The organism is Belnapia mucosa, from assembly GCF_016775475.1.
Lineage (GTDB): Bacteria > Pseudomonadota > Alphaproteobacteria > Acetobacterales > Acetobacteraceae > Belnapia > Belnapia mucosa.
The window spans coordinates 184,189-210,855 of sequence record NZ_JAEUXJ010000010.1 but is presented as its reverse complement, the minus strand read 5'-3'; the positions used below and the strand labels follow the sequence as shown (position 1 = coordinate 210,855).

Below are 26,667 nucleotides of genomic sequence, written 5' to 3'. Positions count from 1 at the left end.
GCTCAAGCTCGTCCCGCTGCATGTGAGGATCGAATCAGCCAACCCGCTCCTGCGCAAGGGGGGGGTGGGTAATTACGCGGCTTCTACAAGATCGGCCTATATTCCTCGCATATGACCGGCGCGGTCTCGACCATGGCGGACCGGCTGGCGCTCGGCGATGCGGTGGGGGCGCTGGTCTGCCTCGGCCTGGTGGCGGCCTTCATCGCGGGTGCCGCCCTCTCCACCCTGCTCGCCAATGAGGGGCTGCGGCGGGGCCTGGCCGGCATCCATGCTCTGAGCATCCTCGCCGAGGCGGTGCTGCTGGCAGGCCTCGCCGCGGCCGATGCCTGGGCGCCGGGCTTCGGCGGCGGCTTCGGCTTCGTCCTCGGGATGAGTGCGCTGATGGGGCTGCAGAACGCCGTCGTCACCCGCATCTCCAATGCCCGGATCCGCACCACCCATGTGACTGGGATGGTGACCGATATCGGGATCGAGCTCGGCAACCTGCTCGACATCGCGCTGCGCCGGCGGCGGCAGTCGGAGACGGCGGCGAATCTCGAGAAGCTCGGCCTGCATGTGCCGACCGTGCTGGCCTTCTTCCTCGGCGGGGTGCTGGGCGTCTTCGCCTATCGCGCCATCGGCTCGGGGATGCTGCTGGCCGTCGCGCTCGGCCTCGCGGCGCTGGCGCTGCCCGGCATCCTGGCGACGCGGCGGCCGGCCGCTAGCGCCGCTCCCCCCGAGGGTCGAGCGCATCCCGCAGCCCGTCGCCCATCAGGTTGAAGGCCAGCACCACCAGGAAGATCGCCAGGCCGGGGAAGACGGCCAGCCAGGGCGCCTGGGTCAGGAAGCGCTGAGCGCTGTTCAGCATGCTCCCCCAGGAGGGCGCCGGCGGCTGCTGGCCGAGGCCGAGGAAGCTCAGCGAGGCCTCGGCAATGATCGCCTCCGCAATCGCCAGCGTCGCCTGCACCAGCAGCGGCGGCACGATATTCGGCAGCACATGCACGAGGCCGAGCCGCCAGGGCGGGTTGCCCAGCGCCCGCGCCGCCTCCACCCAATCCGTCGTCCGCGCATCCAGCGCCATCCCGCGCGCCAGCCGGACGAAAATGGGCGAGGCGGTGACGGCGATCGCCAGCATCGCATTCTCGAGCGCCGGGCCGAGGAAGGCGGCCAGCGCGATGGCAAGGATCAGGAACGGGACGGAGAGCATGGCATCGGCGATGCGGGCGATCACCGCATCCACCCAGCCGCCGGCGAGCCCTGCCAGCAGCCCGATCGGCACGCCGATCAGCAGCGCGACCGAGACCGAGATCACCCCCGCCGCCATCGAGGCCCGCGCGCCATACAGCACGCGGGCCAGCACATCCCGCCCATTCTCGTCCGTCCCGAACCAATGCGCCGCAGAGGGCGGCTTGCGGATGGCGGTCCAGGAGGTCTGCAGGGGATCGGCCGGGGAAATCCAGGGCGCCAGCAAGGCCGCCAGGACGAAGACAACCACTACCACCAGGCCGAAGACAGCCAGGCGGTGCCGCAGGAAGCGCCGCAGCGCTCGGCGGAACGGACTGTCCGGCGCCGTCATGCCGTGCGCAGCCGCGGATTGACGGCCATGTAGAGAATATCGGCGATCAGCGAGAGGCTGACGAAGATCAGCGCCGTCGCCATCACCACGCCCTGCACAACGGGATAGTCGCGGTTGAAGACGGCATCGACGATCAGCTTGCCGAAGCCGGGGATAGTGAAGATCTGCTCGGTCAGCACGGCGCCGGCCAGCAGCCGGCCGAATTCGATGGTGCCGAGCGTCACCACCGGGATCAGCGCGTTGCGTAGCGCATGCTTGCCGACCACCGCCCGCTCGCCCAGCCCCTTGGCCCGCGCCGTCCGCACATAATCCTGGCCAAGCGCGCCCAGCATCGCCGCCCGGGTATGGCGCATGAGCACGCCTGCAATGCCGGAGCCGAGCACGAAGGCCGGCATGATGGTGGTAGCGAGGCTCTGCACCGGATCCTCCGTCAGCGGGACATAGCCGGAGGGCGGCAGCCATCCGAGCTGCACGCTGAACAGCAGGATCATCATGATGCCGAGCCAGAAATTCGGCGTCGAGATGCCGAAGAGCGCAAAGCCATTCACCAGCCAGTCCACCGGCCGGTCCCGCCGCACCGCGGAAAGCACCCCGGCCGGGATGCCGATCACCAGCGCGATCAGGAAGGCCATGGTGGCAAGCTGGAAGGTGACGGGCAGCTTCTCCAGGATCAGCTTCGCCACCGGTTCCCGGATGCGCCAGGAAAAGCCGAAATCGCCCTGCACCGCGCGGCCGATCCAGTGCAGGTATTGCTCGGGCAGGGAACGGTCGAGGAAGAGCTCGGCCCGGATCTGCGCCAGCACCTGCGGATCGCCGCGCTCCTCGCCGGCCAGGATCAGCGCCGGGTCGCCCGGCATCAGCTGCTGCAGCCCGAAGATCAGCACCGAGAGGATCAGCAGCGTCGGGATGATCTGCCCGAGCCGGCGCAGGAACCAGATGAGCATCCTAGTTCAGCCGCAGCCCCTGCGGCCGGATCAGCCCGTCCGCGATGGGGACGAAGCCCGAGAGCCGCGCGGTATGGGCGACGATATTCTTGCGATGCCAGAGATAGATGCGGCTGCGGTCCCGACGCAGCGCGATCTCGAAGACCTTGGCATAGAGCGCCCGGCGCGCCGCCACATCCGTCTCGGCCCGTGCCTGGTCGAGCAGCCGGTCCACCTCCGGGTTGCTGTATTTGCCGTCATTCTGCCCGCCCTGGCTGTGGAGGAAGGTCCAGGTATTGCCGTCGGGGTCGACCCGGCCCGACCAAGCGGTCAGATAGGTCTCGAAATCCCCGCGATTGGCGGACTGCAGGCTGCTGGCGAATTCCATGGCGTTGAGCTTCAGGGCGAAGCCCGCCTCCTGCACCATGGCCTGGATCACCTCGGCCGCCTGGCGGAGATCGGGGTTGTTCGGCACCGTCATTTCGACCGGCACCGGGCCGGTCACGCCCGCCTCGCGCAACAGGGCGCGGGCGCGCGCCACATCGCGCGCCTCCGGCACGAAGCCTGGGGCGTGGTAGGGGTTTTCGGGCGGGACGGGCTGGGCGGTCGGGGTATAGGTGCCCTCATAGACCACCTGGTTCACCGCCTGCCGGTCGATCGCCAGCTCGAAGGCGGCGCGGATGCGCGGATCGCGGGCGAGGGCGGTATTGGCCCGCGGACCGTTGCCGATATTGAGGGCGATGCTCTGATAGCCGAGCTCATCATAGCTCACGACCTTCAGCCGGCTATTGCGCTGCAGGGATTTGGCATCGTCCGGCTCGATGGTCTGGACCATCTCCAGCGCGCCGGATTGCAGATTGGCCAGCCGCACCGTGTTGTCCGGAATGGGCAGGTAGGTGATGCGCTGGATCTGGATGCGGCCGGCATCCCAGTAGCCGGGGAAGCGCTCGACCACGATACGGTCCTGCGCCACCCGTTCGACCAGGCGATAGGGACCGGCGCAGACCGGCGCATTGCCGAAATTCCGCCCCGCCGCCTCGGCGGCCTTGGGGCTGACGATCATCCCCGCCCGGTCCGTGAGCTGGGAGAGGAAGGGCGCCGAGGCCTCGCGCAGCCGGATGCGGATGGTGAGCGGATCGACCACCTCGATCGCCTCGGCAATGCCGATCTCGCTGCGGCGGAAGCTGCCCTGCAGCGTCAGGTGGCGGTTCAGGGAATAGCGCACCGCCTCCGCATCCATCGGCTCCCCGTCATGGAAGCGCACGCCCTCGCGCAGCGTGATCCGCAGGGTCTTCGGATCCTCCCAGACATGGCCGGTGGCGAGCTGCGGGACGATCTCCAGCTTCTCGTTGATGTCGAAAAGCTTGTCGCAGAGCGCGGCGAAGACGATGCGGCCGACGAAGGTGCGGGCCAAGGTCGGGTCGAGGATGTCGGGATCCTCCCGCAGCCCGATGCGCAGGTTCTGCGCCTCGGCCGCCCCCGCGAGGCCGAGCGAGGCGAGGGCGGCAAGAAGGGTGCGTCGGATCATGCGTCGGTCCCCGCGGGTTGGAAGAAGGCCTGCAACCGGCGCAGCCGGTCGCCGCCGGGCTCCGCATCGCGCAGGGGCGGCGCCGGCGGCAGCCGGTCTTGCAAATGGCAGGCCGCGCGATGCTCGCCACCGACCAGGGCCGGGGCCTGCTCGCGGCAGAGCGCCTCGGCATGGGGGCAGCGGGTGTGGAAGCGGCAGCCGGCTGGTGGGGCGATCGGGCTCGGCACATCGCCCTCGATCGGCGGCGCCTGGATGCCGCGGCCCGGCACGGCCGCGAGCAGCGCCCGGGTATAGGGATGGCGCGGCGCGGCAAACAGGTCGGCCGCCGGCCCTTCCTCGACGATGCTGCCGAGATACATCACCGCCACCCGGTCGGCGATGTGCCGCACCACGCCGAGATCATGGCTGATGAGGACGAAGGTGAGGCCGAGATCGCGGATCAGGTCCGCCAGCAGGTTGACCACCTGCGCCTGCACCGAGACATCGAGGGCGCTGATCGGCTCGTCGCCGATGACGAGCCGTGGTCCGCTGGCGAGCGCCCGGGCGATGGCGACGCGCTGGCGCTGCCCGCCGCTGAACTCATGCGGCCAGCGCCGGGCGCTCTCGGGCCGCAGCCCGACCCGTTCCAGCAGCTCGGCGACGCGGGCGGCCTCGCCGCTGCGGGGCACGATGCGGTGCAGCCGCAGCGGCTCGGCGATGGCGGCGCCCACGGTCATGCGCGGGTCGAGGCTGGCGAAGGGGTCCTGGAAGATCAGCTGCATATCGCGCCGCCGGGCGCGCAGCGCGGCCGGCGAGAGGGCATGCAGATCCTCGCCATCGAAGCGGATGCTGCCGGAATCCGGCTCGATCAGCCGTAGCGCCAGCCGGCCGAGGGTCGACTTGCCGCAGCCGCTCTCGCCGACGATGGCAAGCACCGTGCCGCGCGCGACCGAGAGCGAGACGCCATCCACCGCCCGCACCGCACCGCGCGATCGTCCGAGCGCATCGCGCACGGGGAAATAGCGCTTGAGGTCGCGCAGCTCGAGCAGCGGCTCGCTCATGCCGCGAGCACCCGGTCGAGCGGCGCTCGCCAGCAGGCCGCGGCATGACCCGGCTCGATCTCGGCCAACGGCGGCTGGCGGGCGCAATCGGCGCCGCGGAAGGGGCAGCGCGGGGCGAAGCGGCAGCCTTCCGGCGGGCGCAGCAGGTCGGGCACCGTGCCCTCGATGCTGGCGAGGCGGCCGGCGCCACCCTCGATCCGCGGCGCGGCGCCGAGCAGGCCGACCGTGTAGGGATGCTCCGGCCGGGCAAACAGGCGCGCGGCGGGCGCCCGTTCGGCGACCCGGCCGGCATACATCACCACCACCTCATCGGCATGGTCGGCGACGACGCCGAGATCATGGGTGATGAGCACCACCGCCATGCCCGTCTCGCGCTTCAGCTCATCCAGCAGGGCGAGGATCTGCGCCTGCACCGTGACGTCGAGCGCGGTGGTCGGCTCGTCGGCGATCAGCAGCCGCGGCCGGCAGGCCAGCGCCATGGCGATCATCACCCGCTGGCGCATGCCGCCCGAGAGCTGATGCGGATATTGCCGCGCCCGCCGCGCTGCATCGGGGATGCGGACCCGGTCGAGCAGCGCCACGGCGCGGTCGAAGGCGGCGCGGCGGCCGAGCCCCTCATGCACCCGCAGCGCCTCGGCCACCTGGTCGCCGGCGGTGAAGGCAGGGTTCAGGCTGGTCATCGGTTCCTGGAAGATCATGGCGAGGTCGCGGCCGCGGCGATCGCGCCATTCCTCCGGCGTCAGCGAGGTCATCTCCCGCCCGAGCAGGCGGATCGAGCCATCGAGCCGCGCGGCGGGGGGCAGGAGGCCCATCGTCGCCAGCGCGGTGACGGACTTGCCGCAACCGCTCTCGCCCACCACCGCGAGGGTGCGCCCGGCTTCGACGGAGAAGGAGATGCCATCCACGGCCCGCAAGGGGCCGCGATCCGTGGCGAAGGTGACGCCGAGGTCACGAAGCTCGAGCACCATCAAGGCGTGGTGCCCGGGCAAGGGTCAGGGGGCGGCGGGAACCTCGGCATGCCCCACTACAGCCATGCCGGCAGCGGGGCGCAAGGGGCCGTCAGCGGCGCGGCATGGCCTGGGCGCTGCGCAGCGGCTGGAGCCCCTGCAGGGCGAAGCCACGGCCCTCGGGCGCCTCGGCCACCTGCTCGTAGCGGGCGCTGCTGCGGAGCTGCATGCCGGCATAGGCGGTGCCGGTGTTCACGCCGTCATCCGGCCGGTTGTAGATGAAGCCGAAGGTCGGATAGGTGCGGCCGAAGCTGTCATTGTCATAGCCGACCTGGACCTTCACCGCCGACCAGTCATTGGCATCGGAGACGTCGATCACGCTGACGCCCTGCATGACGCTGCCGCGGCGGATGCCGGGGCCGGCCCAGTTGGCGTGGTCGATCAGCACCTCGCGCGGGCTGACGATCCGGCGCACCACGGCGACATGGCCACGGGACATGCCGCTGGTGGCACGGAAGGCCATGACGGCGCCCGGCTCCGGCCGATGGCCGCGGTCATAGAGGCCGGCGGCGTTGCCCCACCAGTCGCCGCCATTGCCGGTGACCTGAAGGCCGCTGACCGCGCGGGCATAGGGGACGCAGGAGATGCCGCCGCTGCTGGCCACCGCGACCGCACGATTACGGCGGTGGGTGGCGAGGCCATGCCGCTTACCCCCCGCCCGGTGCGGCATGGCCTGCGCGCGGTGCATGGCGGGCTTGCGCACCGCTTCCCGCCCTGGTCGACCGGCAACGCTCTGGTCCCGCCGCGCCGCCATCGCGTCCCCCGACACGGTCAGCGCACCGATCACCATGCAGCATGCCAGAGCCGTCCGATGCATCCCCATACCCATCCCCTCATAGGCGTGGACCACCTCGCGAGGCCGTAACCTCGTGACACAGATCGGTTACCTGGGGTGGGCGGGAGCGGCAACCGGGGGTGGCGAAATACTGTGAAATGCGGGGTGATTTGTTCAATCGGGCGATGCTTAACCGTTCGTGAACGGAGGATCGTCCTAGGACTGGTCTCAGAAATGAGCCATGCCACAGTGTGGTGGCAGATATGCAACAGAAGCAAAGGAGGCGGCACCAAGCCCTGGCGCCGCCCCGGCTGGACGGAGTCTAGGCCTGCTCAGCGGCAGGCATTGACCATGATTTCAACGAGGTGGCGCGGATCGGCCATATTGGCCTGGACGCAGGCGCGGGCCGGACGGCCGGCATCGCCGAGCCATTCCACCCAGACCTTGTTCATGGCTTCGCGGTCGCGGATGTCCTTCAGCCAGATCTGGGCATTCAGCAGCCGGGTCGTGTCGGTGCCATTGGCCTCCAGTGCGGCGGTGATCTTGGCCAGCACCTGGCGGGTCTGGCCGGTGATGTCCTGCGAGAGGTCATCGGCGGTCATGCCGGCCAGGAAGACGAAATTATGATACTCGACCGAAGTCGACAGGATGGCATTGCTGCCCTGGCGGGTGATCTTGGACATCCTCTGCCCCTCCTCCGTTGCGGAAGAGAGGTTCTAGGGCCCGATCACGGAGGCGACAAGCCGGGGCGGCCAAGGTGGGGGTCACTATGCGACGGCGTAGGAACTGCCCGAAGCCGCGGCACCGATCATCGCTTCGAAGACCGCGACGCCATGGATCGCCTGCTCGGCCGGCAGGGGATAGGCGAGGCCGCCGGCGACCGCGGCGGCGAAGGCCTCCAGTTCGGCCGCCTCGATATCCACCTTCTCGAAGTCCCGCGCCCAGCCCTGGCCCTCGACGGGCGTGAAGACTAGCCGGTCCTGGCCCTGCATCTCCAGATGCCCCTTGGTCCCGAACAGGGCGACGCGCCAATAGCGCGCGGTGAGCGAGAGCGTGGCGAAATTGCAGGTGGCGCCGGAGGCGAAGCGGGCCAGCATCGCCGTCGTGTCGTCGATATGCTCCGAGACGCGCGGGAAGGATTGCACGGTGACCTCGGCAAAGGGGCCCATCAGGTTCACCAGCATGTCGATCATATGGATGCCCATGGCGCCCATGCCGCCGAGCGGGCTTTCCTCGCGGTCGGCGCGCCACATGCCGGGCTTCCAGCCGAAGGCGCCGGGGCCGCTGATATGCCCCTCGGCATGCAGCACCGTGCCGAGCTCGCCGGCCTCCAGCATCCGCTTCATCTCGAGCGTGGTCGGCAGGAAGCGGCGGTTATGGCCGAGCGCGAGCACCACCCCGGCCTGGCGGCAGGCGGCGACGCAGGCCTCGGCGCTGGCCTTGCTGAGAGTGAAGGGCTTCTCGACGAAGACATGCTTGCCCGCGGCGGCGGCGGCGATGACCTGCTCGGCATGCTGCTTGTGCGGCGTGGCCAGCGCCACGGCCTGCACCGCGGGGTCGGCCAGCACCGCGGCGTAGTCGGGATGCAGGCGGATGCCCTGCTCGGCCGCCCAGGCCGCGGCCTTCGCGGGCGTGCCGGTAGTGCCGGCGACGAAGCGGAGCCCCGCCCCATTCTTCCGCTGCACGCTCTCCACCAGGGTGCGGCCCCAGCGGCCCATGCCCACGATCGCGGTGTTCAGCATCATCGATTGTCCTGAGTGTGGCGGCGCAGCCTATCCGCGCCGCTGCCGCTCAGGAAGCCGTGAGGAATTCCCGCAGCAGCGCCACGGTGCGCTCCGGCTGTTCCTGCTGCACCCAATGCCCGGCGCCCTCGATCAGGTGGCAGCCGACCATCCGGGCACAGGCCTCCCCCTGCATCCGCTCCAGGCTGCCCGGCACCTGGTAGACGCCCCAATCGCTGGAGCCGGCGAGGAAGACCGAGGGCTGCTCGATCCGCCGTCCGGCCATGAGCTGCAGCTCCGCCTCGAAGCGGCCCTCGGTCCGGCAGCGGTACCATTGCAGCCCGCCCTGGAAGCCGGTGCGGGCATATTCCCCGGCATAGACCGCCAGTTCGGAGTCGGGCAGCCAGGCATTGGCGGCGACGGCCTCGGGCGGCGGCAGGTCGGGCGCCACTTGCTCCGCCATGCCCTTGCCGAGATCCATGATGTAGTAGCCAGGCATCTCCGCTAGCGCCTCGGCGGTCCAGCCGGCGAGGCGATAGGGGCGGTTCGCCGCCCAGTCGGCGCTCTTCACATGGTAATAGGCGCGGAGGAAGGCCGGCAGGCCGCCCGGCGCCGCCATCATCTCCTCATTCGCGCCGCGGGTGGAGTAGTGCCACTGGTAGTGCTTGCGCGGCCGCGGCAGCGCCGCCAGCGCGGCATGGATATCGGGTCCAGGCGCACGGCGCGGTGCCCCTTCCGGCAGGCCGGGCGGGCCGCCGAATGGTGCGCTCATCAGCGCGACGCGGCGGAAGATGTCGGGCCGCAGCAGCGCGCACCAGGCCGCGACCGGCGAGCCGAAATCATGCCCCACCACCGCCTCGACCGAGGCGTGGCCGAGCGCGGCCAGCAGCCCCATCGCGTCGCGCACCAGGTTGAACATGCGGAAGGGGGCGAGGTCGCCGTCGTAGTCGGCGCTCCAGCCCGTGGTGCGGCCATAGCCACGCTGGTCCGGGGCGACGACGTGGTAGCCGGCCTCCGCCAGCGGCAGCATCACCTTGCGCCAGGAATAAGCCAGTTCCGGGAAGCCGTGCAGCAGCAGCAGGCAGGGCGCCTTCGGATCACCCGCTTCGAGCACATGCATGCTGAGGCCGTTCACGCCTTCGATGCGGCGCGTCCGGATGCCGGGCGGCAGGGGCAGGTCCTTCATCGGGCGTATCCTCCTCGCGGGCGCCGTTCAGCCGCGCCCTTCCAGCTCCGCCACCATCCGTGGCTTGCGGCTCCAGCCCCAGGTGACGACCAGCAGCGCCAGCAGCATGGCGGAGATGGTCGGCCAGCGCAGCCCGAAGATCTCGCCGGCCGTGCCGAGGGCCAGCGCGCCGCTGGCCGGGCAGGCGCGCACGATCATGCCCCAAAGGCTCAGCACCCGGCCGCGCATGGAGGGATCGGCGGCGTTCTGCACCAGGGTCTGGGTCGAGATGCCATGCACCGAGCCGGCCGCGCCCATCAGCGCGGCGCAGAGCAGGGCGAAGGGGAAGAAGCCGGTGGCGACAAAGCCGATGGTGCAGACCGCCTGGCAGGCCACCGCCCCGACCGAGAGCGCGACCGCGCCTTCCAGCTTGCCCCGGCTCGCCACCCAGAGGCCGGAGCAGAGGGCGCCGATGCCGATGCTCGCGGTCAGCATCGCCAGGCCGTCGGCGCCGCGCTCGAACAGCCGCTCGACGAAGGGTGGCAGGATCTCCTGCACCCCGCGCATGAGGATGGAGGCCACGGCCGCGAAGCCGAGCAGCGGGCCGATCCCCGGATGCCGCCCGGCATAGCGGAAGCCCGCCAGCGTATCCGCCCAGACGCTGCCGCCCGAGGGCTGGCCGCGACGCTGCGCCGCCTCGACCCGGAGGCTGGGCATGGTCAGCGTCGCAGCGAGATAGGCAAGGCTGTTGAGGAAGACCGCCGGGGCGACGCCGGCGACGGCGATCAGCGGCCCGGCGATGGCTGGCCCGATGAAGCGCGCCACGTTGAAGCAGAGCGAATTGCAGGCGACCGCGGCCGGGAGGTCGCTGCGCGGCACCAGACCCGGCATCAGGCTCTGCCGCGCCGGCTGGGCGAAGGAGGAGGCGATGCCCTTGCCCATCTCCAGCGCCAGCAGCAGGCCGATGGTGAGCTGGCCGGTGGCGATCAGCAAGGCGATGGCCGCCGCTTCCAGCGCGATCGTCGCCTGGGAGGCCATGGTGAGCTTCACCCGGTCCATCCGGTCGGCGACCGCCCCGGCGATCGGGCTGAAGATCACCGCCGGCGCCAGGTCGCAGAAGGAGACCATGCCGACCCAGAAGGCGCTCTTCGTCATCTCCCAGGCCAGCCAGGCGACGGCGATCTGGTGCACCCAGAGCCCGGTCCAGGAGGTGAGCGAGGCGCCGAAGAACAGCCGCGCATCGCGGTGCGAGAGGGCCCGCCCCAGCGCGCCGAAGGCGGTGAGGCCGCGAAAGGCCATTCCCGGCGTCTAGCGTCGCCGCGACGCGCCCGTATTCGTCCTCGCATTCGGCGGTGGGGCTGCCGCCGGGGCAGCTGCCGCAGGTGTCGCTGGAGTCGCCGCTTGCGGTGGGGTGGTGGTGTTCTGCTGCACGCAATCCTCGGCGATCCGGTCGCGCTCGAAGATGCGGCCCAGCCGGTCGGTCTCGGCGCGGCGGGCATAGATGCTGGCATCGGTGCCGATGCGGGCATCCCGCTCATCCTCGCGCATCAGCTGGCCGCGGTCGCGATAGGTGACGATGCGGTCGGCATCGGCCCGGCAGGCCGCGGCCAGCGCCGCCTGGTCGCGCACCGCCGCATTGGCGGGCGGGGCGACATAGCTGTTGGGCGTGCCGCGCGGGACCGGGGGCCGGGCCATCATCGCGGCGCCGCCCGAGGCGGGCGCGGAGGCGGCCGGGTCGCGGTCGCTGCAGCCGATCGGCCCGGCGGCAAGCACGGCAAGCAGGATCAGGCGCTTCATGCTGGTTCTCGTCATGCGGTGCGGCCGAGGCCGGAAATCCCGCCCCCGGCCGGCTCGGCCCGGGGCAGTCGCCGCGACAATAGCCTGCGCAAGCCGGATTCGTCGAACCGGGCCCCGGCATCGAGCGGCATGGCCGCCGCCGCCCCGAGCAGGGCAGGGTGGAGGTCGATCCCCGAGGGCGTCACCGCGAAGAGGGCGGTGAGCCAGCGCGCCCGCCCCAGCAGTTCAACGAGGGCCAGCAGCCGCAGGCAGAGGCTGAGCCCGGCCATGGTGTCGAGGCCGATCGCGGCATCAATCGCCTCCGCCCAGGCCCCGGCATCGCGGTCGGCGATGGCGAGCTCGGACGGGCTGCCCTCGGCGGGCGGGAAGAGGAGAAGGCGCGGCTTGCCCCATTGCTGGCGGTCGGCCGCTTCCCGCGCCAGTTCCCAGGCGGCGAGGAGCTGGCGCGGCGCGACCGGCGGCAGGGATTGCGGCGGCACGGGGATGGCATAGGTCAGGGCGCCATTGGGCGCTTCCGCCACGCGGATGGAATGCGGCATCGGCCCAATCTGGGGTCGCGCCGGGGCTGGCGCCAGCGATGTTGCGGCCTAAGCTGGGTTCATGAGCGATCCCGCCACCCTCTCTGCCCTCGATGCCAGCCAGCGCCTGCGCGACGGCCGGCTTTCCGCCACAGCCCTGACCGAGGCGCTGCTCGACCGCATCGCCGCGCGCGAGCCCTCCATCCGGGCCTTCGTCCATCTCGACCCGGCCCTGGCGTTGCGCCAGGCGGCGGCGCTGGATGCGCGGGCGAAGGCGGGGCGGGCAGGGCCGCTGCATGGCCTCGCCCTCGGGGTGAAGGATGTGCTGGATACGGCCGACCAGCCCTCGCAATACGGCTCGCCGATCTGGGCCGGGCATCGGCCGCGCGGGGATGCGGCCTGTGTCGCGCTGGCGCGGCGGGCCGGAGCGGTGATCCTTGGCAAGACCGTGACCACGGAATTCGCCACGCGCCATCCGGGGCCGACTGCCAATCCGCGCAAGCCGGGGCATACGCCGGGCGGCTCCTCCTCCGGCTCGGCGGCCGGGGCGGCGGCCGGCTTCTTCCATGCCGGCTTCGGCACCCAGACCGCCGGCAGCATCATCCGCCCCGCCGCCTATTGCGGCGCGGTCGGCTTCAAGCCGAGCTTCGGCACCCTGCACCGGGCCGGGATGAAGGTGATGAGCGAGAGCCTCGACACGATCGGGGTGATCGCCGGCAGCGTCGCCGATGCGGCCCTGGTCATGGCGGGGCTGACCGGCGGCGATTACGGCGCCCCGGCGCAGCGGCTGGACCGGGCGCCGCGGCTTGGCCTCTGCTGGGGCCCGGCCGCCGACCAGGCATCGCCGGAGACGCGGGCGCTGCTGGAACGGGTGGCGGGGGCCGCCTCACGCGCCGGAGCGGAGGTGACGCCGGTCGAGATGCCGCCTGCCATCGCCGCCGGCTATGAGGCCCATGCGGCGGTGATGAATGGCGAATCGGCTGAGGCCCTGTGCTGGGAGATGGACCATGCCGCGGCCCAGCTCAGCAAGGGGCTGCGGGAGCGGCTGGGGTGGGGCGGCGGCCTCGGCGCCGCTCGGATCGCAGAGGGGCGGGCGGCCTTCGCCACCGCCCGCGCCGCCTTCGCCGATGTGGTGGCGCCTTTCGATGCCATCCTGACCCCGAGCGCCCCGGGCGAGGCGCCGGAAGGGCTGGGCTGGACCGGCGATCCCGCCTTCAACTCGCTCTGGACCCTGCTCCATGTCCCCTGCGTGACGGTGCCGATGGGGGAGGGGCCGCGCGGCCTGCCGCTCGGCGTGCAATTGGTGGCGGGCTTCGGCCGGGACCGGGAGGCGCTGGCCTGGGCCGGCTGGGTGGGCGCGCTGACCGTCTGAAGAAGGGCGTTTTTCACATCGCGGCCTCGCGATGTATGCTATCTGGGCCGCGGAGACCGCAGCCTTGCTCAATATCGTCATCCCCATGGCCGGGGCCGGAAGCCGGTTCGCCAAGGCCGGCTATGCGTTGCCGAAGCCGCTCATCCCCGTGCATGGCGTGCCCATGATCCGGCTGGTGGCGGAGAATATCCGCCCCAGCCGGCCGCACCGCTTCATCTATGTCTGCCAGCAGGCCCATATGCGGGAGCACGGGCTGCGGGAGCGGTTGCTGGCCTGGACGCCGGGCGCCGAGATCATCGAGACCGACGGCCTGACCGAGGGCGCCGCCTGCACCGTGCTGCTGGCCCGGCGCTTCATCGACAATGGCGACGCTCTGATGATCGCCAATGCCGACCAGTATGTGGACACCGCGATCGACGCCTATCTGGCGGAGCAGGACCGGCGCGGGCTCGACGGCCTCATCATGACCATGACCGCGGACGACCCGAAATGGTCCTTCGCCGCGGTCGATGCGGAAGGCTTGGTGACGCAGGTGGCGGAGAAGGAGGTCATCTCCCACCACGCGACGGTCGGCATCTATAACTTCCGCGCCGGCCGCGACTTCGTCCGCTTCGCCGAGGAGATGATCGCGCTCGACCTCCGGGTGAACAACGAATTCTATGTCGCGCCGGTCTACAACCGCATGATCGCCGCCGGCGGCCGCATCGGGATCTTCGATATCGGCGCCGAGGCGGCCGGGATGTATGGCCTCGGCATCCCCACCGATCTCGACCTTTTCCTTGGCCTGCCCCTGTCGCGCCGCGCCACCGCCGGGATCGGGGACGCGGCATGATCATCCTCAGCCATCGCGGCTATTGGCGCGAGGCGGCGGAGAAGAACCAGCCCGTCGCCTTCCGCCGCTCCTTCGATCTCGGCTACGGGACCGAGACGGATGTGCGGGACAGCCTCGGCCGCCTTGTCATCGCACATGACATGCCGCGCGGGGGCGAGCTGGATCTCGCCGGCATGCTCGGCATCCTCGGCGGACGCGACCTGCCGATGGCGATGAACATCAAGGCGGATGGCCTCGCCGCGCCGCTCGCCGCGGCGATGCGGGAGGCAGGCCTCACCCGCTGGTTCACCTTCGACATGTCCGTCCCCGAGATGCTGGTGCAGCTCCGCCTCGGCCTGCCGGTCTTCACCCGCGCCAGCGAGTTCGAGCGCGTCCCGGCCTGCTATGACCGCGCCATCGGCGTCTGGGTCGATGATTTCGGCGCCGGCTGGTACGGCGTGGCGGAGATCCGTGGCTTCCTCGCCGATGGCAAGCAGGTGGCGCTGGTCTCGCCGGAGCTGCATGGCCGCGACCATCGCGCCCTCTGGTCGATGCTGCGCGCGGCCGGGCTGGTCGGCGCGCCGGGGCTGATGCTCTGCACCGACCTGCCGGAGGATGCCACTGCCTATTTCGGGATGAAGCCATGATTCGGGCCGTGATCTTCGATATGGACGGCGTGCTGATCGAGGCCAAGGACTGGCATTACGAGGCGCTGAACCGCGCCCTCCGCCTGTTCGGCTACGAGATCAACCGCCTCGACCACCTCACCACCTTCGACGGGTTGCCGACCCGGCGGAAGCTCGAGATGCTGACGGTGGAACGCGGCCTGCCGCCGCAGCTGCACGGCTTCATCAATGAGCTGAAGCAGCAATACACGATGGAGATCGTGCACACCCACTGCAAGCCGCGCTTCAACCACGAATACGCCCTGTCGCGACTGCGCGCCGAGGGTTATCGCCTCGCGGTCTGCTCCAATTCCATCCGCAGCACGATCGAGGTGATGATGCGGGCCGCGGCGCTGGAGCAGTATCTGGAATTCACCATCTCGAACCAGGACGTCACCCGGCCGAAGCCGGATCCGGAGATGTATGCGACCGCCATCGCCCGGCTTGGCCTGGCGCCGCATGAGTGCCTGGTGGTGGAGGACAACCAGAACGGACTGCGCGCAGCCCAGGCCGCCGGCGCCCCGGTGCTGGAGGTGCGCGACGTGGCCGAGGTGACCTATCCGGCCATCATGCGCCGCATCCAGCAGTTGGCGGTGGAGCAGGCGGCATGACGATGCGCGTCCTCATCCTCGGCGGCGGCCATGCGACCGTGGCCGAGGGCCCGCCGGTGCTGCTGGCCGAGAATAACGGGGAGCTGCTGCTGGAGCGCTTCGTCCGGCTCTGCGCCGGGCTCGATGCCAGGCTGATCTTCGCCATCCGCGAGGCCGATCTCCGGCGCTATCATATCGACAATGTCGTGGCGCTCGCCGCGCCCGGCGCCGCGGTGGTGCCGATCAGCGGCGAGACGGGGGGCGCCGCCTGCACCGCGCTGCTCGCCATCGCCCATATCGCGCCGGAGGAGGAGCTGCTGGTCCTCGCCTCCAACGAACTGCTCGAGATCGACTTCCGCGCCGCGGTGGACGAGATGCGCGGGCGCGGGCTGGATGGCGGCACGGTGGTCTTCCCCTCGCTGCATCCGCGCTACGCCTATGTCGCGCTGGACGAGGCGGGATACATGATCGAGGCCTCGGAGAAGAATCCGATCTCGCGCCTCGCCACGGCCAGCTTCTACTGGTTCCGCCGCGGCGCCGACTTCATCGCGGCGGTGCAGGACATGATCCGCAAGGACGCGCATGTGAACGGCGCCTTCTACATCAACCTCGCCTTCAACCAGATGATCCTGCGCCAGCGCCGCCTCGGCGTCGTGCAGATCGAGGCGCGGCACTACCGGCCGCTGAAATCGCCGCGGCAGATCGCCGCCTATGAGGCCGAGGATGCCATGGCGGGGGCGCTGCCATGAAGCATGCCCGGCTCGAAGATATGGTGAAGGGCTGGTTCGTCGGCGACTTCGCGCCGAGCGTGCTGCGCACCACCGCCTGCGAGGTGGCGGTGAAGCGCTACAAGGCAGGCGAGGCCGAGGCGGCGCATCTGCACCGGGTGGCGACCGAGGTGACGCTCGTCCTCTCCGGCCGGGTCCGCATGCTCGGCCGGGAGTGGAGCGAGGGGGACATCATCACCATCGAGCCGGGCGAGGCGACGGACTTCCTCGCCCTGACCGACGCGGTGAACGTCGTGGTGAAGCTGCCCTCCGCGGCCGGGGACAAATACCCGGCCTAGACCACGAGCCGCGATGATTGGATCGCGGATCACGGTCTAGGCTTTCGTTTGGTCGCATGATTCACGCCTTCGGCCGTTTCGGCCTTTGGCGATCATGCTCTAGCGCACGCCGGCGAAGCCCGGCGCCTTGCGCAGCGCGTCGGTGGTGTCGAAATCCCGCAGCACGGCGTCGTCGGCCATCTCGACCTCCGCCACCCGGTCGGCATGCAGCCCGACCAGGTGCCGGGCACCGACATCGCCGCTGATCGCCATCATCTCCGGCAGGAATTCCATCGACCAGAGCATCGGGTTGCCCTGCTTGCCGCGGAAGGTCGGCATGACGATAGCGCGTCCTTCCTCGGGGTCGAAGGCGGTCATCAGCCGGTCGATCATCGGCCCCGCCACCAGCGGCATGTCGCCGAGGCAGATGACGACGCCGTCCAGATCCTTGGGCAGCGCCGCCAAGCCGGCCTTGAGGCTGGCCGAGAGGCCCTCGGCATAATCCTCGGCATGGGCGAGGATCACGGCGCGGCCGGCCAGCGCCGCCTCGACCCGTGCCCGCTCATGCCCCGTCACCACCACCACCGGTCGTGCGCGGGAGGCGAGGACATTGTCCACCACCCGTGCCACCATCGGCATGCCCTGGTCATCCGCGACCAGCAGCTTGTTCAGCGGCGCCATCCGCCGGCTGCGCCCGGCCGCCAGCACCAGCGCAGCAATCTTCCGCCCGCGCCGTGGCGCCTGGGCGGCACCCGCGCCCTGCCCGGCCTGGTCGCGCGGCAGCGGCCGCGCCTCCATCTCCTTCAGCAGGCCGCCGACCCCCATGCCCATGACATCGGCCGGCGTCACCCGCAGCCCGGCAAACAGGCGCTGCAGCACCCAGTCGATGCCGTTCAGCTTGGGCGACTTGGCGCAGCCGGGCAGGACCAGCGCCGGAATCTCGTCGATATGGCCGAGGCAGATCAGGTTGCCGGGATCGACCGGCATGCCGAAATGGTCGATCGCCCCGCCCGAGCGGATGATCGCGGCCGGCCCGACATCGCGCCGGTCCACCACCGCCGAGGCGCCGGCGACCAGCAACAGCTCCGCCCCCGCCCGGCGCAGCCGGTTCAACGCATCGGCGATGGGCTGGGTCTCGTGCCGCACCCGCTCCGGCGGCAGCAAGGTGCCGCAGAGGCCCTCCACCCGGTCGCGCGTCGCCTCGACCGCACCCTCCATGACGCTTTCCTTCACCCCCGGCAGCTCGGACAGCACCAGCCCGACCTTCAGCGGCCGGAAGGGATGCACCGCGAGGGCAGGGGGGCCGCTGCGGGCCAGCAGCTCCGCGACTTCCAGCACCGCGCCGGGGACGGCGAAGGGGATGACCTTGATGGTCGCCAGCATCTCCCTCGCCGAAACCGGGACGTAGGAGGGAAGCGTCGCGACCGTCAGCGATTCGTCGAGGGCGTTCAGCCGGTTCACCACCGTCGGGTCCACCACCAGCAGCCCCGCGGCATCGGCGAAGAGGTTCACCCGTCCGGTCGAGGCGCGGGAGCGCGCCAGCAGCGGCCCCATCAGCGCATTGGCCAGCCGGTCCGCCGCCTCATCCTCCGGCACGTCGCCAGCTTCGAGCCGGGCGGCGATGACGTTGCCATGGCCGCCGGCCTGGAGCGCGCTGATGGCCGCCGCATCCAGCACCGTGCCTTTCTTCAAGACACGGCCACTGAGCCGGACGGTATGCGCGAGGACGGCGCCGCGCGCTTCCTCGATCGGGGTGGGGCCGAAGATCATGCCGCGAGCACCGGTCGGCGGGAGAGTGCGGCGCCGCGCCGCGCCGCGACGATCTCGGCCAGGATCGAGAGCGCGATCTCGGGCGCCGTCACCGCTTCGATGTTGAGGCCCACGGGGGCGTGGATGCGGGCGATGGCGGCCTCGCCATGGCCCATCTCCTGCAGCCGCGCCACGCGCTTGGCATGCGTCCGCCGGCTGCCGAGGGCGCCGATATAGAAGCAGTCGGATTTCAGCGCGACGTCGAGGCCGGGATCGTCGAGCTTCGGGTCATGCGTCAGCGTCACCACCGCCGTCCGGCTATCCGGCGCCAGGGCGGCGACGGCGTCGTCCGACCATTCATGGATCAGGGTGATGCCCGGGAAGCGGTCGGCCGTCGCCCAGGCACGCCGCGGATCGACCACGGTCACGGCGAAGCCCACCGTCTGCGCCATCGGCACCAGCGCCTGGGCGATATGCACGGCGCCGACGACGATCAGCCGCAGCGGCGGGTTGTGCGGATGGATGAACCAGGCCGCGCCCTCGAGGGTGAGGTTGGCCGCGGCATCCTCGCGCAGCGCCTCAGCCGCAGCCTCGGCCAGCGCTTCCGGCACCTCGGCGCCCGGCCAGAGGAATTGCGCGCCATCGGTCAGCCGGGTCAGCAGCGCGACCGGACGCTTCGCCGCCTTCGCCGCTTCCAGCGCCGCCAGGATATCCGGTGTCACGAGAGCTTCTCCACGAAGACCTTCAGCTTGCCGCCGCAGGCGAGGCCGACTTCCCAGGCCCGTTCGTCGGAGATGCCGAAATCCAGCAGCTGCGGCGCCCCGCTGGCCATGGTCTGCTTGGCGGCATCGGCGACCGCGCCCTCGATGCAGCCGCCGGAGACGCTGCCGGCGAGCCGGCCCGAGGCGCTGACCGCCAGGCGCGATCCGGCCGGGCGCGGCGAGCTGCCCCAGGTTTCCACCACGGTCGCCAGCGCCACCGTCTCGCCGGCGGCACGCCAAGCGGCGGCCGTTGCCAGCACATCCTCGGAATCGCTCATGCGGCACTCCCTCCGATCGGCCTGCGGACGGGTTGCGGCCCGCTGAGGGTCGCCACCAGACTGCGCAGGCTTGCCAGGTTATGCACCGGGCGGAACTCGTCCACATGCGGCAGCATCGCCCGGATCCCCTGGGATCTGGGCTGGAACCCCTCCCAACGCAACAGGGGGTTCAGCCAGATCAGCCGCCGGCAGGATCGCCGCAGCCGGTCGGTGGCCTCGGCGAGGCCCTTGGCACCCTCGCGATCCAGCCCATCGGTGATGAGCAGCACCACCGCACCCTGGCCGAGCACCCGCCGCGCCCAGTGCCGGTTGAACAGCTCCAGGCTCTCGCCGATCCGCGTGCCACCCGACCAATCCGGCACCACATGCGCCACCAGTTCGAAGGCGACCTCGGCATCGCGGCTCTTGAGCTGGCGGGTGACATTGGTCAGGCGGGTGCCAAACAGGAAGGAACTGACGCGGTCCCGGTCATTGGTCACCGCATGCAGGAAATGCAGCAGGATCTGCGCATAGCGGGACATGCTGCCGGAGATGTCGCAAAGCGCGACCAGCGGCGGCGGCCGCTCGACATGGCGGCGGCGCTCCAGGCTCAGCACCTCGCCGCCCATGCGGAGGCTCTCTCGCAGGGTTGCGCGGAGATCGACCACCGGGCCGGCACGGTCGGGGCGGAAGCGGCGGGTCCGGCGTTCGTCGAGCGGCAGGACCAGGCGCCTGATCTCCTGCTTGGCGGCGGCGATCTCGGCGGCCGACATCGCCTCGAAATCCATGCTCTGGAGGCGTTCCCGCTCGCTGACGGTCATCGCCACCTCGACCGGCGGGCGTTCCTCCGGCGGCTGGGGCGGGCTTGGCTGGTGGGCGGGCGGGGTCATCGCCTCGGCGAGGCGTCGGCTGGTCGGCGGTGGCTTGTCGCGTTCCTTGAAGCCTTCGAGCATCGCCATGGCGGCGGCATTGCGCCCCGCCTCCGGGTCCCGCCAGAACAGCAGGAAGGCCTGGTCGAAGACCTCGAAATGCTCGCGCCGGTGGACCATCACGCCGCGCAGCGCCGCATGGACCTGCCGCCGGTCACCGATCTCGACCAGGCTCAGCGCCTCGGCCGCCGCGAGCACCTCGGCCGGGCCGACCGGCACCCCGGTCCGGCGCAGCAGCCGGCCGAAGGCGAGCAGGTTGCCGGCCAGCGCCCCCCGCCCGGCGCCGATGCCGGCGCTGGCGAGCTGCATCGCCTGGCCGAGATGGGACGGCATGTCGCTCATGCGGCGATCACGCCGCTTTCGCCTCCGCGACCAGCCGGGCCGCTTCCGCCCCGCGCAGCTTGGCGATGTCGTCCTGGTATTTCAGCAGCACGCCGAGCGTCTCATCCACCGCCGCCGGCTCCAGCTCGGTGGCATCGAGCGCGGCCAGGGCAGAGGCCCAGTCGATGGTCTCCGCGACGCCGGGCAGCTTGAAGTAGTCGCCGCCACGCAGCCGCTGCACGAAGGCGACCACCTGGGCCGAGAGCGCCTCCGGCACATGCGGCGCGCGGATCTGCAGGATCGCCCGTTCCCGCACCGCATCCGGGTAGTCCACCCAGTGATAGAGGCAGCGGCGGCGGATGGCGTCGTGGACCTCCCGCGTGCGGTTGCTGGTGAGGATGACGACGGGCGGCACCTCGGCCTTCACCGTGCCGAGTTCCGGGATCGAGAGCTGGAAATCGGCCAGGATCTCCAGCAGGAAGGCCTCGAAGGGCTCGTCGGCGCGGTCCAGCTCGTCGATCAGCAGCACCGCCGGGCCGCCCTCCGGGCTCAGCGCCTGGAGGAGGGGGCGTTCCTGGAGGAAGCGGCGGTCATAGATGCCGCGCTCCAGCGCCGCCCGGTCGGCCTTCTCGCCGCTCGCCTCGGCCAGGCGGATCGCCATGAGCTGGCGGGCATGGTTCCACTCATAGGCCGCGGCCGAGAGGTCGAGCCCATCATAGCATTGCAGCCGCACCAGCCGGCGCGGCAGGCCGGCGGCCAGGACCTTGGCGATCTCGGTCTTGCCCGTGCCCGGCTCGCCCTCGAGGAAGAGCGGCCGGCCCATCTTCAGCGCCAGATGCACGGTGGTCGCCAGCGCTCGGTCGGCGACATAGCCGCCGGCGGCGAGCAGGCGCTGGGTGGCCTCGACGCTGTCCGGCAGGTCGCTCACAGGAAGAGCAGCGCAAGGATAACCAGCATGATCGCGCAGCCGCCCCAGAATTGCAGCGGCAGGCCGAAGGGCTGGAAGGAGCCGAGCAGGCGCAGCGGCTGCGCTGCGACCGGGTCGATCGGGCGCGGATTCGGGCGGTGCACCGGCTTGCCGGCGGCGCTCGGCCCCTCGGCGCCGTGCTGGGTCAGCGGGCCCGGGCCGCCGATATCCCGCAGGTATTCGGTATCGGTGTTCTGGACCGGCTGGGCGGTCACCACCCCATCGGCCTGGGGCGGGGCGCCATTCGCCGTGGCCATGGCCGGGGCCGGCTCGGCCACGGGCTCTGCCGGCGGCGGCGGCGTGAGGTGGGCGGCAAAGCGGTTGAAGAACTGGTCGGCCATCTGCTTCGCGGTGCTGTCGATCAGCCGTCCCCCAAGCTGCGCCATCTTGCCGCCGACCTGCGCCTTCACATTGTAGGTCAGCAAGGTCTCGGAGGGCCCGATCTCCTCCAGCGCGACATCGGCGCCACCCTTGGCGAAGCCCATCGCGCCGCCATTGCCTTCACCGGTGATGGTGTAGCTGGCCGGCGGGTTCAGGTTCTCGAGCTTCACCTTGCCGCCGAATTTCGCCGACATGGGCCCGAGCTTGAGGGCAACCTTGGCCTGGAACTGGTCGTCGCCGACCCGCTCCACCGATTCGCAGCCGGGGATCGAGGCCTGGAGGACCTCCGGGTCGTTCAGGGCTTCCCAGACTGTCTGGCGCGGCGCGGGGATGCGCCGCTCGCCGGTCATTTCCATGCTCTGCTCCCGAGTTTGCGGCGGACCTTAGTGGCCGGGCCAGGGAAGGGGAACCCCACCCCCGTATCGAACCGATACGGCCCGGCCGGGCCCAGACGATGATCCGCGCCCAACGCAGCGCCAAGCGGGTGGGTTCACCCCCGGTCCGGTCTGCCCTAAAGCCCGATGGCAGGATGGAGAGATCGGATGGCCTGGCTGGCCCTGGCGATGCTGCTGCTTGGGGCCGGACCGGCCGCGGCGGCGGAGGCGGTGGATGGCGCGGCGCTGTCCCTCGCCTGGGGGGTGCCCTTCCTCGGCCTGCTGCTCTCGATCGCCCTGCTGCCGCTGCTGGCCGGGCGGCTCTGGCACGATCACGACGGCAAGATCGCGGCCGGCTGGGCGCTGCTGCTGCTGCTGCCCTTCGCCGCCGTCTTCGGGCCGGCAGCGGCGGCGGCGACCGTCTGGCACGTGCTGCTGGAGGAATACCTGCCCTTCATCGCCCTGCTGCTCGCCCTCTACACCACCGGCGGCGGGGTGCTGCTGACGGGGCGGCTGGTCGGCACCCCAGGGGTGAATACCGCGCTGCTAGCGATCGGGACGCTGGCCGCGAGCGTCATGGGCACCACCGGCGCTTCCATGGTGCTGATCCGGCCGCTTCTGCGAGCCAATGCGCACCGGGCGCGGAAGACCCACAGCTTCGTCTTCTTCATCTTCCTGGTGAGCAATATCGGCGGCTCGCTCACCCCGCTCGGCGATCCGCCGCTTTATCTGGGCTTCCTCCAGGGGGTGAGCTTCTTCTGGACCACCGAGCACCTGCTGGCGGAATTCCTGTTCTGCGCCGCGCTGCTGCTGGCGATCTACTGGGCGATCGACAGCTGGATGTGGTCGCGGGAACGGCCGGCCGACCTCGCGGCGGAGGAGGCCGACTACCAGCCGCTGCGGATCGAGGGCTGGTGGAACCTGGCGCTGCTGGGCGGAATCCTTGGCCTGGTGCTGATGCAGGGTCTCTGGCAGCCAGGAGAGGTGGTGCTGCTCGGCCTGCCGGTCGGCGCGGAGCGGCTTCTGGCCATGGCCGGCTTCCTCGCCATCACCCTGGCCTCGATCCGCGTCACGCCGCGGCCGTTGCGGGAGGCCAATGGCTTCGCCTGGGGAGCCATGGCCGAGGTCGCCCGCCTGTTTGCCGCGATCTTCGTGTGCATGGCGCCGGTGCTCGCGATCCTGAAGGCGGGCGAGGCGGGGGCGGCCGGGCCGCTGGTGGCGCTGGCTTCGGACGGCGCCGGGCGGCCGATCCCCTGGGTTTATTTCTGGGCCTCCGGGACGCTGTCCAGCTTCCTCGACAATGCGCCGACCTATCTGGTCTTCTTCAACCTGGCCGGCGGCGACCCGGTGCGGCTGATGGGGGAAGGGGCGGCGACCCTCGCCGCCCTGTCCTGCGGGGCGGTCTTCATGGGGGCGAACAGCTATATCGGCAACGCGCCCAATTTCATGGTCAAGGCCATCGTCGAGGAGCAGGGGGTCCGCATGCCGAGCTTCTTCGGCTATTGCGCCTGGGCGGTTGCCTTTCTGGTCCCCGTGTTCATCCTGGCGACCTTCGTCTTCTTCCGCTGAGGAACAGCCCCATGCCCTATGTGATCGGCGCCGACATCCCGGAGGAACCCGCCGGCCGGCGCTTCGCCCGGCTGCTGGAACGGCCGCAGATCCTCCAGCTTCCCGGCGCCCATAACGGCATGGCCGGGCTGCTGGCCAAGCGCGAGGGGTTCGAGGGGCTTTACCTCTCCGGCGCCGCCATGACCCTCTCCATGGGCATCCCCGATCTCGGGATGATCACGGTCGATGAGGTCGCCTTCCATATCCGCCAGATCACCCGCGCCACGGCGCTGCCGCTGCTGGTCGATGGCGATACCGGCTATGGCGAGGCGCTGAACGTCATGCACATGGTCCGCACCTTCGAGGATGCGGGCGCCGCCGCGGTGCATCTCGAGGATCAGCTCCTGCCGAAGAAATGCGGCCACCTGAACGACAAGAAGATGGCGGATGCGCATGACATGGCAGCCAAGGTGGCGGCGGCGCGGAAGGCGCGGCGGCACCTCTATATCATCGCCCGCACCGATGCCGCAGCCAGCGAGGGCATGGATGGCGCACTCGCCCGGGCCAAGCTCTATCTCGACAGCGGGGCGGATGCGATCTTCCCCGAGGCGCTGAACAGCCGCGAGATGTTCACCGAATTCTCCCGCCGCATCCGGGCCGAGGGCTATCCGGACGTGAAGCTGCTGGCGAACATGACCGAGTTCGGCCGCACGCCCTTCTTCACCGCCCAGGAATTCCAGGAGATGGGATACCAGATGGTGATCTGGCCGGTCTCCGCCGCCCGCGTCGCCAACAAGGCGATGCAGGAGCTGTTCCAGTCGATCCGCGAGAATGGCGGCACCCACAAGCTGGTGGACCGCATGCAGACCCGCGCCGAACTCTACGACGTCATCAACCTGCATGCCTATGAGGCGCTGGACAGCAGCCTGATCCAGACCGTCATCCCGACGGCGATGCCGCAGCGATAAGGAGCGAACCTATGCGCACCGGCGTCTTCTACTTCCCGACCGAATACGGGATCGAGACCGGGGAGCTGGCCCGGGCGCTGGAGGAGCGGGGCTTCGATTCGCTCTTCCTCTGCGAGCACACGCATATCCCGACCAGCCGCCGCTCGCCCTTCCCGGGCGGCGGCGAGCTGCCGCGGCGCTACAAGCACACCCATGATCCCTTCGTGGCGCTGAGTTTCGCAGCGGCGGCGACCAAGACGCTGCTGCTCGGCACCGGCGTCTGCCTGGTGCCGCAGCGGGATCCGATCATCACCGCGAAATCGGTCGCCAGCCTCGACCGCCTCTCGGGCGGGCGCTTCGTCTTCGGCGTCGGTGGCGGCTGGAATGTCGAGGAGATGGAGAATCACGGCGCCCGCTACCCGACGCGCTTCAAGCTGATGGAGGAGCGCATCCGGGCGATGCAGGCGCTCTGGACCGAGGAGGAGGCGAGCTTCCACGGGGAGTTCGTGAATTTCGACCCGGTCTGGTGCTACCCGAAGCCGGTGCAGAGGCCGCATCCGCCGGTGCTGCTGGGCGGCGAGACCGACTACACGCTGAAGCGCGTCGCCGCCTTCTGCCAGGGCTGGTTCCCGCGCGCCGGCGGCGATTTCGACCCGCAGATTGCGCGCGAGCGGCTGCGCCGGGTGGCGGAGGGCGCCGGGCGCGACCCGGCCAGCCTCTCCATCACCGTCTTCCGGGCCCCGCCCGAAGCCGGGAAGCTCGAGGCCTATCGCGCGGCGGGCATCGAGCGGGTGCTGCTGGAGGTGCCCGATCTCGACCGCGACGGCATCCTGCGCCGGCTGGATGAACTGGCGGCGCTGATCGCCTGAGCGCAGGGAACCGGGCGGGGCCCCGGGCATTCCCCAGATGTGCCCTTCCTCGATCCCGAGTCACGTGAGTTGCTGCGTCAGGCCCTTGGCCTTGACCGCGCCGCGGTGCCGTATCGCAACCACTACCCGGCGGCGGCCGACGACCCGATCGCCACGCGGCTGGCCAGCCTCGGCCTGCTGCACCGGGGCGAGGCGATCGCGGGCGGCCGGGTCATCTTCCAGGTGACCGAGGCCGGCGCCCGCCAGCTTGGGGCGACCCTGCCCGGCCCCGACCCGGCCCGCTGAGCCTCCCCCGGATGGCCGAAGCCGCATTGACCGCGGCGCGGGAACATGCGGCACTCCGCCCATCGTGAAGGGGAGGGAACCGATGTTCCTCGAACAGCGCATCTACACCATGCATCCGGGCAAACTGCCGGCCTGGCTGAAATGCTACCAGGAGTGCGGCGGTCCCGCCTCCTCGCGCACGCTGACGCCGCTGATCGGCATGTTCACGGTCGAATTCGGCCAGATCAACCGTATCCTCTTCGTCCGCGGCTATGACGACATCGACGAGCGCGAGCGCGGCATGGGCCGCCGCGACGCCGACCCCGAATGGCAGCGCTTCCTGCGCGAGAGCCGCGACACCGGCGCCCTGATGGCGCAGGAGGCGAAGCTCCTCAAGACCGTGCCATTCTCGCCGCTGCAGAAGGTCGGCCAGGCATTCGAGCGGAAGATCGAGGGCCCGGAGATGTGGGTCGATCACCGCACCTATGATTTCGTGCCGGGCAAGGCGCAGGCCTGGATCGATCTCTATCGGGATCTGGGCAAGCCGGTGCAGGACCGCCTGCTCGGGCAGCTGCTCTGGTTCGCGGTGACCGAATGCGGGCCGATCAACCAGGCCGTCTTCGCCTGGGCCTACAGCTCGCTCGGCGACCGGGACAAGCGGCGCGCGGCGATGGCGGCCGATCCGGGCTGGGCGGAGTTCCAGAAGGCAACGGCCCCGCTCGGCGCGCTGAAGCAGCAGACGACGATGGTGCTGAAGCCCACCTCCAACTCGCCGATGCGCTGAGGCC

Annotated in this window: 30 protein-coding genes; 12 read left to right on the top strand and 18 right to left on the bottom strand. The window is 70.6% G+C overall.

The window, feature by feature from the left end; genetic code table 11:
* The first annotated feature begins 90 nt into the window (after positions 1-90).
* Entirely contained in the window at positions 91-759 is a 669-nt protein-coding gene (locus JMJ55_RS21320; protein ID WP_328702730.1) for a YoaK family protein, read from the top strand.
* On the opposite strand, the gene JMJ55_RS21315 is transcribed toward JMJ55_RS21320, so the two are convergent.
* The 12 genes from JMJ55_RS21315 to JMJ55_RS21260 all read right to left on the bottom strand — a co-directional run bounded on the left by JMJ55_RS21315 (position 701) and on the right by JMJ55_RS21260 (position 12,050).
* Complete coding sequence (locus JMJ55_RS21315; protein ID WP_202827616.1) at positions 701-1,555, bottom strand: ABC transporter permease; 855 nt, start codon at positions 1,553-1,555, stop codon at positions 701-703. The two genes, JMJ55_RS21320 and JMJ55_RS21315, sit on opposite strands and share 59 nt — an antisense overlap.
* Positions 1,552-2,499, bottom strand: coding sequence for an ABC transporter permease (locus JMJ55_RS21310; protein ID WP_202827615.1), 948 nt, complete (start codon positions 2,497-2,499; stop codon positions 1,552-1,554). Before JMJ55_RS21310 ends, JMJ55_RS21315 begins: the two co-directional genes overlap by 4 nt.
* 1 nt (position 2,500) lies before the next feature.
* Complete coding sequence (locus JMJ55_RS21305) at positions 2,501-4,006, bottom strand: ABC transporter substrate-binding protein (RefSeq protein WP_236033889.1); 1,506 nt, start codon at positions 4,004-4,006, stop codon at positions 2,501-2,503.
* Positions 4,003-5,046 (bottom strand): ABC transporter ATP-binding protein, encoded by a 1,044-nt coding sequence (locus tag JMJ55_RS21300; protein ID WP_202827614.1) that lies wholly within the window; start codon positions 5,044-5,046, stop codon positions 4,003-4,005. The genes JMJ55_RS21305 and JMJ55_RS21300 overlap by 4 nt, the downstream gene beginning before the upstream one ends.
* Positions 5,043-6,014 carry an ABC transporter ATP-binding protein gene (locus tag JMJ55_RS21295; RefSeq protein WP_202827613.1) on the bottom strand — a complete coding sequence of 324 codons (972 nt, stop codon included), beginning with the start codon at positions 6,012-6,014 and terminating at the stop codon, positions 5,043-5,045. Before JMJ55_RS21295 ends, JMJ55_RS21300 begins: the two co-directional genes overlap by 4 nt.
* Positions 6,015-6,105: 91 nt before the next feature.
* Positions 6,106-6,870 (bottom strand): CHAP domain-containing protein, encoded by a 765-nt coding sequence (locus tag JMJ55_RS21290; RefSeq protein ID WP_236033888.1) that lies wholly within the window; start codon positions 6,868-6,870, stop codon positions 6,106-6,108.
* Positions 6,871-7,160: 290 nt separating this feature from the next.
* On the bottom strand, positions 7,161-7,511 hold the full coding sequence (locus tag JMJ55_RS21285; RefSeq protein WP_202827612.1) for a RidA family protein: 351 nt from the start codon (positions 7,509-7,511) through the stop codon (positions 7,161-7,163).
* A gap of 84 nt (positions 7,512-7,595) precedes the next feature.
* Complete coding sequence (locus JMJ55_RS21280; protein WP_202827611.1) at positions 7,596-8,573, bottom strand: Gfo/Idh/MocA family protein; 978 nt, start codon at positions 8,571-8,573, stop codon at positions 7,596-7,598.
* 46 nt (positions 8,574-8,619) lie between these two features.
* Positions 8,620-9,735, bottom strand: coding sequence for an alpha/beta hydrolase (locus tag JMJ55_RS21275; RefSeq protein WP_202827610.1), 1,116 nt, complete (start codon positions 9,733-9,735; stop codon positions 8,620-8,622).
* 27 nt (positions 9,736-9,762) lie between these two features.
* The gene (locus JMJ55_RS21270) at positions 9,763-11,013 is read right to left on the bottom strand and encodes an MFS transporter (RefSeq protein ID WP_202827609.1); all 1,251 of its coding nucleotides are present in this window, start codon (positions 11,011-11,013) and stop codon (positions 9,763-9,765) included.
* A 9-nt stretch (positions 11,014-11,022) separates the two neighbouring features.
* Positions 11,023-11,511, bottom strand: coding sequence for a hypothetical protein (locus tag JMJ55_RS21265; RefSeq protein ID WP_202827608.1), 489 nt, complete (start codon positions 11,509-11,511; stop codon positions 11,023-11,025).
* Between the two features lie 11 nt (positions 11,512-11,522).
* Positions 11,523-12,050, bottom strand: a complete 528-nt coding sequence (locus tag JMJ55_RS21260; RefSeq protein ID WP_202827607.1) for a hypothetical protein — start codon at positions 12,048-12,050, stop codon at positions 11,523-11,525.
* A 61-nt stretch (positions 12,051-12,111) separates the two neighbouring features.
* Here JMJ55_RS21260 and JMJ55_RS21255 point away from each other — a divergent pair, with 61 nt between their 5' ends.
* The 6 genes from JMJ55_RS21255 (at position 12,112) to JMJ55_RS21230 (ending at position 16,533) form a co-directional block, all read left to right on the top strand.
* Entirely contained in the window at positions 12,112-13,401 is a 1,290-nt protein-coding gene (locus tag JMJ55_RS21255; protein ID WP_202827606.1) for an amidase, read from the top strand.
* Between the two features lie 64 nt (positions 13,402-13,465).
* Positions 13,466-14,233 (top strand): glycosyltransferase family 2 protein, encoded by a 768-nt coding sequence (locus JMJ55_RS21250; protein WP_236033887.1) that lies wholly within the window; start codon positions 13,466-13,468, stop codon positions 14,231-14,233.
* Positions 14,230-14,859, top strand: a complete 630-nt coding sequence (locus JMJ55_RS21245; protein WP_202827604.1) for a PI-PLC domain-containing protein — start codon at positions 14,230-14,232, stop codon at positions 14,857-14,859. Before JMJ55_RS21250 ends, JMJ55_RS21245 begins: the two co-directional genes overlap by 4 nt.
* Positions 14,856-15,488: an HAD family hydrolase gene (locus JMJ55_RS21240; protein WP_202827603.1), complete on the top strand. Its 633-nt coding sequence runs from the start codon at positions 14,856-14,858 to the stop codon at positions 15,486-15,488. The genes JMJ55_RS21245 and JMJ55_RS21240 overlap by 4 nt, the downstream gene beginning before the upstream one ends.
* Positions 15,485-16,216, top strand: a complete 732-nt coding sequence (locus JMJ55_RS21235) for a glycosyltransferase family 2 protein (RefSeq protein ID WP_202827602.1) — start codon at positions 15,485-15,487, stop codon at positions 16,214-16,216. The genes JMJ55_RS21240 and JMJ55_RS21235 overlap by 4 nt, the downstream gene beginning before the upstream one ends.
* Complete coding sequence (locus JMJ55_RS21230) at positions 16,213-16,533, top strand: cupin domain-containing protein (RefSeq protein ID WP_202827601.1); 321 nt, start codon at positions 16,213-16,215, stop codon at positions 16,531-16,533. Before JMJ55_RS21235 ends, JMJ55_RS21230 begins: the two co-directional genes overlap by 4 nt.
* Positions 16,534-16,632: 99 nt before the next feature.
* On the opposite strand, the gene JMJ55_RS21225 is transcribed toward JMJ55_RS21230, so the two are convergent.
* Genes JMJ55_RS21225 through JMJ55_RS21200 form a run of 6 tightly spaced genes read right to left on the bottom strand, consistent with a single transcriptional unit; the run spans position 16,633 to position 22,233 of the window.
* A complete protein-coding gene (locus JMJ55_RS21225; RefSeq protein ID WP_202827600.1) occupies positions 16,633-18,282 on the bottom strand; it encodes an NTP transferase domain-containing protein in 1,650 nt (549 codons plus the stop codon).
* Positions 18,279-18,983: an XdhC family protein gene (locus JMJ55_RS21220; protein ID WP_202827599.1), complete on the bottom strand. Its 705-nt coding sequence runs from the start codon at positions 18,981-18,983 to the stop codon at positions 18,279-18,281. Before JMJ55_RS21220 ends, JMJ55_RS21225 begins: the two co-directional genes overlap by 4 nt.
* The gene (locus JMJ55_RS21215; protein WP_202827598.1) at positions 18,980-19,300 is read right to left on the bottom strand and encodes an XdhC family protein; all 321 of its coding nucleotides are present in this window, start codon (positions 19,298-19,300) and stop codon (positions 18,980-18,982) included. The genes JMJ55_RS21220 and JMJ55_RS21215 overlap by 4 nt, the downstream gene beginning before the upstream one ends.
* Positions 19,297-20,550, bottom strand: a complete 1,254-nt coding sequence (locus JMJ55_RS21210; RefSeq protein ID WP_328702727.1) for a VWA domain-containing protein — start codon at positions 20,548-20,550, stop codon at positions 19,297-19,299. Before JMJ55_RS21210 ends, JMJ55_RS21215 begins: the two co-directional genes overlap by 4 nt.
* Positions 20,551-20,557: 7 nt before the next feature.
* Entirely contained in the window at positions 20,558-21,457 is a 900-nt protein-coding gene (locus JMJ55_RS21205; protein ID WP_202827597.1) for an AAA family ATPase, read from the bottom strand.
* Positions 21,454-22,233, bottom strand: a complete 780-nt coding sequence (locus tag JMJ55_RS21200) for an SRPBCC family protein (protein ID WP_202827596.1) — start codon at positions 22,231-22,233, stop codon at positions 21,454-21,456. Before JMJ55_RS21200 ends, JMJ55_RS21205 begins: the two co-directional genes overlap by 4 nt.
* Before the next feature lie 186 nt (positions 22,234-22,419).
* On the opposite strand from JMJ55_RS21200, the gene JMJ55_RS21195 reads away from it, so the two are divergent.
* The 5 genes from JMJ55_RS21195 to JMJ55_RS21175 all read left to right on the top strand — a co-directional run bounded on the left by JMJ55_RS21195 (position 22,420) and on the right by JMJ55_RS21175 (position 26,663).
* Positions 22,420-23,820, top strand: a complete 1,401-nt coding sequence (locus JMJ55_RS21195) for a sodium:proton antiporter (RefSeq protein WP_202827595.1) — start codon at positions 22,420-22,422, stop codon at positions 23,818-23,820.
* Positions 23,821-23,831: 11 nt separating this feature from the next.
* On the top strand, positions 23,832-24,767 hold the full coding sequence (gene prpB / locus JMJ55_RS21190; protein WP_202827594.1) for a methylisocitrate lyase: 936 nt from the start codon (positions 23,832-23,834) through the stop codon (positions 24,765-24,767).
* An 11-nt stretch (positions 24,768-24,778) separates the two neighbouring features.
* Complete coding sequence (locus JMJ55_RS21185; RefSeq protein WP_202827593.1) at positions 24,779-25,615, top strand: LLM class F420-dependent oxidoreductase; 837 nt, start codon at positions 24,779-24,781, stop codon at positions 25,613-25,615.
* 39 nt (positions 25,616-25,654) lie between these two features.
* Positions 25,655-25,900 (top strand): hypothetical protein, encoded by a 246-nt coding sequence (locus JMJ55_RS21180; protein WP_202827592.1) that lies wholly within the window; start codon positions 25,655-25,657, stop codon positions 25,898-25,900.
* 82 nt (positions 25,901-25,982) lie between these two features.
* Positions 25,983-26,663: an NIPSNAP family protein gene (locus JMJ55_RS21175; protein ID WP_202827591.1), complete on the top strand. Its 681-nt coding sequence runs from the start codon at positions 25,983-25,985 to the stop codon at positions 26,661-26,663.
* The last annotated feature ends 4 nt before the right edge of the window (positions 26,664-26,667 follow it).

Coding starts and splice junctions, on each gene's coding strand:
- JMJ55_RS21200 (WP_202827596.1), bottom strand. CDS start 22,233: ATGGAAATGACCGGCGAGCGGCGCATCCCCGCGCCGCGCCAGACAGTC.
- JMJ55_RS21215 (WP_202827598.1), bottom strand. CDS start 19,300: ATGAGCGATTCCGAGGATGTGCTGGCAACGGCCGCCGCTTGGCGTGCC.
- JMJ55_RS21235 (WP_202827602.1), top strand. CDS start 15,485: ATGACGATGCGCGTCCTCATCCTCGGCGGCGGCCATGCGACCGTGGCC.
- JMJ55_RS21265 (WP_202827608.1), bottom strand. CDS start 11,511: ATGAAGCGCCTGATCCTGCTTGCCGTGCTTGCCGCCGGGCCGATCGGC.
- JMJ55_RS21310 (WP_202827615.1), bottom strand. CDS start 2,499: ATGCTCATCTGGTTCCTGCGCCGGCTCGGGCAGATCATCCCGACGCTG.
- JMJ55_RS21210 (WP_328702727.1), bottom strand. CDS start 20,550: ATGAGCGACATGCCGTCCCATCTCGGCCAGGCGATGCAGCTCGCCAGC.
- JMJ55_RS21255 (WP_202827606.1), top strand. CDS start 12,112: ATGAGCGATCCCGCCACCCTCTCTGCCCTCGATGCCAGCCAGCGCCTG.
- JMJ55_RS21285 (WP_202827612.1), bottom strand. CDS start 7,511: ATGTCCAAGATCACCCGCCAGGGCAGCAATGCCATCCTGTCGACTTCG.
- JMJ55_RS21195 (WP_202827595.1), top strand. CDS start 22,420: ATGGCCTGGCTGGCCCTGGCGATGCTGCTGCTTGGGGCCGGACCGGCC.
- prpB (WP_202827594.1), top strand. CDS start 23,832: ATGCCCTATGTGATCGGCGCCGACATCCCGGAGGAACCCGCCGGCCGG.
- JMJ55_RS21300 (WP_202827614.1), bottom strand. CDS start 5,046: ATGAGCGAGCCGCTGCTCGAGCTGCGCGACCTCAAGCGCTATTTCCCC.
- JMJ55_RS21260 (WP_202827607.1), bottom strand. CDS start 12,050: ATGCCGCATTCCATCCGCGTGGCGGAAGCGCCCAATGGCGCCCTGACC.
- JMJ55_RS21230 (WP_202827601.1), top strand. CDS start 16,213: ATGAAGCATGCCCGGCTCGAAGATATGGTGAAGGGCTGGTTCGTCGGC.
- JMJ55_RS21225 (WP_202827600.1), bottom strand. CDS start 18,282: ATGATCTTCGGCCCCACCCCGATCGAGGAAGCGCGCGGCGCCGTCCTC.
- JMJ55_RS21175 (WP_202827591.1), top strand. CDS start 25,983: ATGTTCCTCGAACAGCGCATCTACACCATGCATCCGGGCAAACTGCCG.
- JMJ55_RS21280 (WP_202827611.1), bottom strand. CDS start 8,573: ATGATGCTGAACACCGCGATCGTGGGCATGGGCCGCTGGGGCCGCACC.
- JMJ55_RS21270 (WP_202827609.1), bottom strand. CDS start 11,013: ATGGCCTTTCGCGGCCTCACCGCCTTCGGCGCGCTGGGGCGGGCCCTC.
- JMJ55_RS21290 (WP_236033888.1), bottom strand. CDS start 6,870: ATGCATCGGACGGCTCTGGCATGCTGCATGGTGATCGGTGCGCTGACC.
- JMJ55_RS21295 (WP_202827613.1), bottom strand. CDS start 6,014: ATGGTGCTCGAGCTTCGTGACCTCGGCGTCACCTTCGCCACGGATCGC.
- JMJ55_RS21245 (WP_202827604.1), top strand. CDS start 14,230: ATGATCATCCTCAGCCATCGCGGCTATTGGCGCGAGGCGGCGGAGAAG.
- JMJ55_RS21185 (WP_202827593.1), top strand. CDS start 24,779: ATGCGCACCGGCGTCTTCTACTTCCCGACCGAATACGGGATCGAGACC.
- JMJ55_RS21275 (WP_202827610.1), bottom strand. CDS start 9,735: ATGAAGGACCTGCCCCTGCCGCCCGGCATCCGGACGCGCCGCATCGAA.
- JMJ55_RS21315 (WP_202827616.1), bottom strand. CDS start 1,555: ATGACGGCGCCGGACAGTCCGTTCCGCCGAGCGCTGCGGCGCTTCCTG.
- JMJ55_RS21305 (WP_236033889.1), bottom strand. CDS start 4,006: ATGATCCGACGCACCCTTCTTGCCGCCCTCGCCTCGCTCGGCCTCGCG.
- JMJ55_RS21240 (WP_202827603.1), top strand. CDS start 14,856: ATGATTCGGGCCGTGATCTTCGATATGGACGGCGTGCTGATCGAGGCC.